Raw genomic sequence first — 4,985 nt, forward strand, 5'->3', positions numbered from 1 at the left:
GCCCGGTCGCGGCCGGGCTCGGCCTGTTCGGCGCTGTCTGGCCGGTGGAGGACGTGCTGCGGCTGCGTGCCGAGGTCACGCAGGGCCTGCGCGCGCATGACGGCCTCGTGGCCAAGCTCGGCGCCGACCTCGTCGGCACCGCCGGCCGCGTCACCCTGAGCGGCGGCCCCCGCCTCGTGCTGGGGGACGCCGCCGCGATGCGTCTCGACTTCGACGTGCCGGTCGCCGCGATCGCCGACCCGCGGCTGACGCCCTACCGCGCCGCGGGCGGGCCCCGCTCCGTCGGCGCGATCGTGGCCCTGGCCTACGCCTGGTCGGAGGCGTGGCAGACGATCGGCTCGGTCCGCTACGACCGCCTCGTCGCCGCCGCCGCGGGAAGCCCGATCGTCCGGCGCCTCGGCACGCCGAACGACGTCACGGTCGGCTTCGGGGCGATCTACTCGGTCCGGGTCGACCCATGAGGCTGCAGTGCAAGCAACGGGACTACAACGCCAAGATGTCGTTCACGAATTCGTGAATGTTGCCGGCCGAGCACGGCCGATCTTTAATCACCCTCTGCGCCGCGATGCGGGGATTATATCGGAACGTTTCTGTCTATGTCTCGCCGCAAAGAGCGGGAGGCGGACTGTGCCACGGATTCTGTTGACGGGGGCGACCGGGCTGATCGGCGGCGCGGTGCTGCACCGGGCGCTCGAGGCGGGCGACGACGCCACCTGGGTCTGCCTCGTGCGCTGCGCCGGCGTCGAGCAGGGCCGCCAGCGGATCGCGGCGCGGCTCGCCCGGTTCACCGACGCCTTCACCGCCCAGCGCCTCGCCCGCAAGGTCGAGGTCGTCCCCGGCGACTTCACCCGGGCCGACCTCGACCGCGATCCGCGCCTCGACGACTGCACCCACGTGCTGCACCTGGCCGCCGACACCTCGTGGTGGGGCGACGAGCGGGTCTACCGCACCAACCACGACGGCACCCTGGCGCTGGCGCGGCGGGCGCAGGCGATGCCGAAGCTCCGGCGGTTCCTGCACGTCGGCACCGCGATGATCTGCGGCGCCGACGCCGCGGCGATCGTCGCCGAGACCGACTACCCGGCGGCCGAGGCCCGGCACATCGTCGCCTACACCGTGTCCAAGGCCGCGACCGAGACCTCGCTGGCGGCGCGGTTCCCCGACCTGCCGATCGTCGTCGCCCGGCCCTCGATCGTCGTCGGCCATGCCAGCCTCGGCGCGGGCCCGAGCTCGAGCATCCTCTGGGTGCTGCGCGCCGCCGACGCCCTGCGCATGCTGCCCTGCGCGCCCGAGAGCCACGTCGACGTCGTCCCGGCCGACTGGGTCGCCGAGATGCTGGTCGGGCTCCTGACCAAGCCGACGCTCCGGCACGACCTCTACCACCTCTCGGCCGGCATGAGCGGCCGCACCACCTGGGCCGAGGTCATCGCCGCCTTCGAGGCGGCCGAGCCGAGCGACGGCGTGCGCGCCTTCCGGCCGTTCGACCTCGCCGCCGACCGCACCGTGCTGCGCCGGCGCTTCGCCGAGGTGTTCGGCCTCGACGGGCCGCTGAAGCAGGCGATGCTCCGCGCGGTGCGCGCCTACTACGCGTTCTGCGCCCTCGACGTGACCTTCGCCAACGACCGCCTGCTCGCCGAGGGGTTCGCGCCGGCGCCGCGGCTGCCGGCCTACCTGCCGGTGTGCCTGGCGAACGCGGCGACGATCGTCGAGCAGTTCGCCGACGACATCGAGATGTTCGCCGTGCCGCCCCCGGTGCCGGAAGACGCGGCCGGCACCGCGCTGGCGGCCAGCGCATGAGCCCCTACCTGACGCTGGCGATCGCGATCGGCGCCGAGATCTCCGCGACCCTGGCGCTGAAGGCGGCCGACGGCCTGACCCGGCCGGTCCCCACCCTGATCGTCGCGCTCGGCTACGGCACGGCCCTGTGGCTGATGTCCTCGAGCATGGACATGCTGCCGATCGGCGTCGTCTACGCGATCTGGGCCGGCGTCGGCATGGTCGGCGCCGCGCTCGGCGGCGCGCTGCTGTTCGGCGAGCCGGTGACCCTGCCGATGATCGCCGGCATCGCGGTCATCGCCTGCGGCGTGGCGATCCTGGCGAGCGCGCGGGTCGAGGCCTGAGGCCGCGCCCGGCGCTGGACCGCGCGGACGGCAACCGATAAGACGATTTGCCTAAGCGGGGTACCGAGGGATTCGGGAGCCCGGCTTGCAACGTCGGAAGGTTTCACGCGCATGATGGTCGGATCCCGCATCCTGCTCGCGGCCGCCGGTCTCCTGGCCTTCGGAGCCTTGGCCCGGGCCGACGACACGCCTGGAAAACCCCGGGACGCGGCCGGGTCCGCCGAGATCGGCGCCCAGGACCGCAAGCCGATGGAGGCCCCGCCCGGCAACGTGGCGAAGCAGGACGGGCGCACCGGCATGGCGCCCGACGTGCGCGACGTGCGGCAAGACTCGATGCCGGTGTTCAGCTTCCCCGGTGGCGCGCGCTTCTGAGCGGCCGGCGCACGGAGGGGCCGGTGTCGGCGTTCCGCGACAGGCGTCGGGTTGGCGCTCGACGGGCCCATGCTGCCCCCAACGAAGCAGAGCCAAGCCGACAGGCTGGGGACGTGCGCAATCCGCGCCGTCTGGTGATCCCAGGCGTTTGCGATCCTGCGCCGCCAAACCGCTGCAACCCGGCCTTTCACGATGGCGGCCAACGATGAAACGCCTGCCCCTCCTGCTCGTCATCGCGGCCGCACCGGCCCTGGCCGACGCCTGTGACGACGCAGCTCAACGCATCGCGACCGAGGTCGGAAACGCGTACGCGATCCGGACGGGTCCGGTCATTACCATCAAGCGCGGCCGCCGGACCTTTCACTACACGCTGGAATGCGCAGACGGGCAGCCCTCGATGGTATCGGGGGATGCGGGCTTCGGCACCGACATGGGGGAGTTCGGCCGAACGCTCGAGCGCGCGACCAGCCTCGCCCTCGACGTACCCGAAAACGTCGCGCGAAGCGCCCTGGACAAGTGCGCGCGCCTCGCTCGGCGGCACGGCATGGATGGCGCGGCGACGACGGACGACGCGCTCGCCGTGAGCTGTACCGTCGTACACGATTGGGAGACGTTCGAGATCCGTCGCCGATAGGGGGCGGTCGAAGGCCGGTCGTGGCGCGGTGTCCCGGAACGGATGTGCCCGATCCGGTCCTTCGACGGCGGATCATGGCGAACTCTGCGGAACCGCCGACCACCCCGACCCGAAGCCGTCGGACGGCCATGGAATGGCCGCATCGGGAAGCGGCGACGGCCGGCTTCGCGTCGCGACCGGCGCCCCACCTGCGCGCAGCCTCACGCGGTCGCCGATCGCTCCCGCTCCGTCTCCCGCACGGCCCGGCCCGGCACGAGGGCGGTGAAGGCCCTCCGCTGGACCACGGGGCCGACAGCCGATAAGATGATTTGCCTAACCTGGAGACCCGGGGATTCGGGCAGCCGGTTCGCAAGGGGCGGGAGGCTCCGCGCATGCCGATCGGACATCGCATCCTGCTCGGTGCCGGTCCCCTGGCCGTCGGAGCCCTGGGCCGGGCCGACGGCACGCCTGCGGGACGCCGGGACGCAGCCGGGTCGGCCCGGCACGGCGGCCGGCGCGTGGAGAGACCGGCCGGACGCTCATCGTTTCGGCGACGGCGCCCGCTTCCGCGTGGCCGGCGAGCCTCGCAGGGGCGGGTCGAAGGTCCGCTACCGGCAGGGCGCCGCGGCGGAACGGACGAACTCCGATGATGCGGGCCGCCCTGAAAGCCTCGCTGATCGGTGCCGGGGCGACCGTCGGCTCGCTCTGCGTCGGCTGCGCGCTGCTCCTCGGCGCCCTGCTCGCGCTTCCGCCGTCGAGCCGGCCTATGACCGCGATGATTTTCTGGCCCCTCCTCGTGCCCCTTCTTCTCGGCGGCATCGTGCTCGGGCTGTGGCTGTCCCATCGCTTCTATCGGCGCACGGTCGCGCACGGAGAGCGGTGAGATGGCCGTTCGCGGTCCGAGCGGCAGGCCCGCGGGGGGATCTCGACTTGCCGGCGACCTGTCCATAGACGGGCCGACGATCGCCGGCGCCGCCTGCGTCTTGGCGATGCCGCCTGATCAGGGCGCCTGTGAAATTCGCTCGAAGTCGAGACCGCCACGACCAGATGGCGGCCGGGCGACCGATACCGACCAGACGATATCGGATCGGCGAGTCAATGCGCGAGGTTTACAAGCATGAAAGAGGCAAGGGGCACTCGGCGTAAATCGGGCATCTTTCTTCCGACAATATTTTTTAATCAATGTTTGGTAACTTAGCGGGGGGGGGGGGCATGCATATTTAATAAATTCTGACTTAGCGATCATTGGAGTGCCGCTACTCAGTTTTTCATCAAAATGTTTATCGTGGTTGCTGTCATGGATTTAGTAATATTGTTATCTGAACGCATCAGAAAATATTTCGAAACCTAACGAAGGGTTCGGTTTCGCCTGTCGCGCTGTCCGACGTCAATCGACGCGGTCCGGTGCAAGACGGATTGCGGAGCGACCGACCCCCGCGTGCGGCTGCACGGGCAGGCTCGATCCTCTCCTTCCAGGACGGATCAGAACAAGCTTGGGATCGCCGACCACCCCGACCCGAAGCCGTCGGACGGCCAGGGAACGGCCGCATCGGGAAGCGGCGACGGCCGGCTTCGCGTCGCGACCGGCGCCCCGCCCGCGCGCAGCCTCACGCGGTCGCCAGTCGCTCCCGCTCCGTCTTCGTCTCCCGCACGGTCGAGCCCGGCACGAAGGCGTCGAAGGCGGCCCAGAAGTCGGCGCGGATCGCGTCGCGCTCGGAGAGGATCTCGTGGCGGGCGTCGGGCAGCACCAGGATGTGGCCGGCCTTGAGGCGGGCGGCGAAGCGCTCGGCCGCGGGCGTGCCGCAGACCGGGTCGGAGCCGGCGGCGAGGATCAGCGTCGGGGTCGCGATCCGCGGCGGCACGCGCGGGTCGCGCAGGCG

The 4,985-nt window shown here is 71.3% G+C and carries 7 protein-coding genes; 6 read left to right on the top strand and 1 reads right to left on the bottom strand.

All coding sequences use genetic code 11. The annotated features are described in order from the left end of the window. The 6 genes from FV230_RS24430 to FV230_RS24450 form a co-directional block, all read left to right on the top strand. Positions 1–461: MipA/OmpV family protein (locus tag FV230_RS24430; protein WP_147844241.1), on the top strand; the 461-nt coding region annotated here is incomplete at its 5' end. Positions 462–642: 181 nt separating this feature from the next. After that, the gene (locus tag FV230_RS24435) at positions 643–1,797 is read left to right on the top strand and encodes an SDR family oxidoreductase (protein ID WP_147844242.1); all 1,155 of its coding nucleotides are present in this window, start codon (positions 643–645) and stop codon (positions 1,795–1,797) included. Beyond that, positions 1,794–2,120, top strand: a complete 327-nt coding sequence (locus tag FV230_RS24440; RefSeq protein WP_147729248.1) for a multidrug efflux SMR transporter — start codon at positions 1,794–1,796, stop codon at positions 2,118–2,120. Before FV230_RS24435 ends, FV230_RS24440 begins: the two co-directional genes overlap by 4 nt. A 111-nt stretch (positions 2,121–2,231) precedes the next feature. Further along, a complete protein-coding gene (locus FV230_RS29965; RefSeq protein ID WP_187275608.1) occupies positions 2,232–2,492 on the top strand; it encodes a hypothetical protein in 261 nt (86 codons plus the stop codon). Between the two features lie 205 nt (positions 2,493–2,697). Continuing rightward, on the top strand, positions 2,698–3,126 hold the full coding sequence (locus tag FV230_RS24445; RefSeq protein ID WP_147729250.1) for a hypothetical protein: 429 nt from the start codon (positions 2,698–2,700) through the stop codon (positions 3,124–3,126). A 628-nt stretch (positions 3,127–3,754) separates the two neighbouring features. Continuing rightward, positions 3,755–3,988: a hypothetical protein gene (locus tag FV230_RS24450; protein WP_147844243.1), complete on the top strand. Its 234-nt coding sequence runs from the start codon at positions 3,755–3,757 to the stop codon at positions 3,986–3,988. A gap of 724 nt (positions 3,989–4,712) precedes the next feature. Here the strand turns inward: FV230_RS24450 and FV230_RS24455 are convergent. Next, positions 4,713–4,985, bottom strand: a 273-nt coding sequence (locus FV230_RS24455; RefSeq protein WP_187275609.1) for an alpha/beta hydrolase, incomplete at its 5' end; no start/stop codon positions are given.

It is taken from the genome of Methylobacterium sp. WL6 (genome assembly GCF_008040095.1).
Lineage (GTDB): Bacteria > Pseudomonadota > Alphaproteobacteria > Rhizobiales > Beijerinckiaceae > Methylobacterium.

What these genes read in the sequence shown, in the direction of transcription:
- FV230_RS24445 (WP_147729250.1), top strand. Translation starts at nt 2,698, where the DNA reads ATGAAACGCCTGCCCCTCCTGCTCGTCATCGCGGCCGCACCGGCCCTG.
- FV230_RS24440 (WP_147729248.1), top strand. Translation starts at nt 1,794, where the DNA reads ATGAGCCCCTACCTGACGCTGGCGATCGCGATCGGCGCCGAGATCTCC.
- FV230_RS24450 (WP_147844243.1), top strand. Translation starts at nt 3,755, where the DNA reads ATGCGGGCCGCCCTGAAAGCCTCGCTGATCGGTGCCGGGGCGACCGTC.
- FV230_RS29965 (WP_187275608.1), top strand. Translation starts at nt 2,232, where the DNA reads ATGATGGTCGGATCCCGCATCCTGCTCGCGGCCGCCGGTCTCCTGGCC.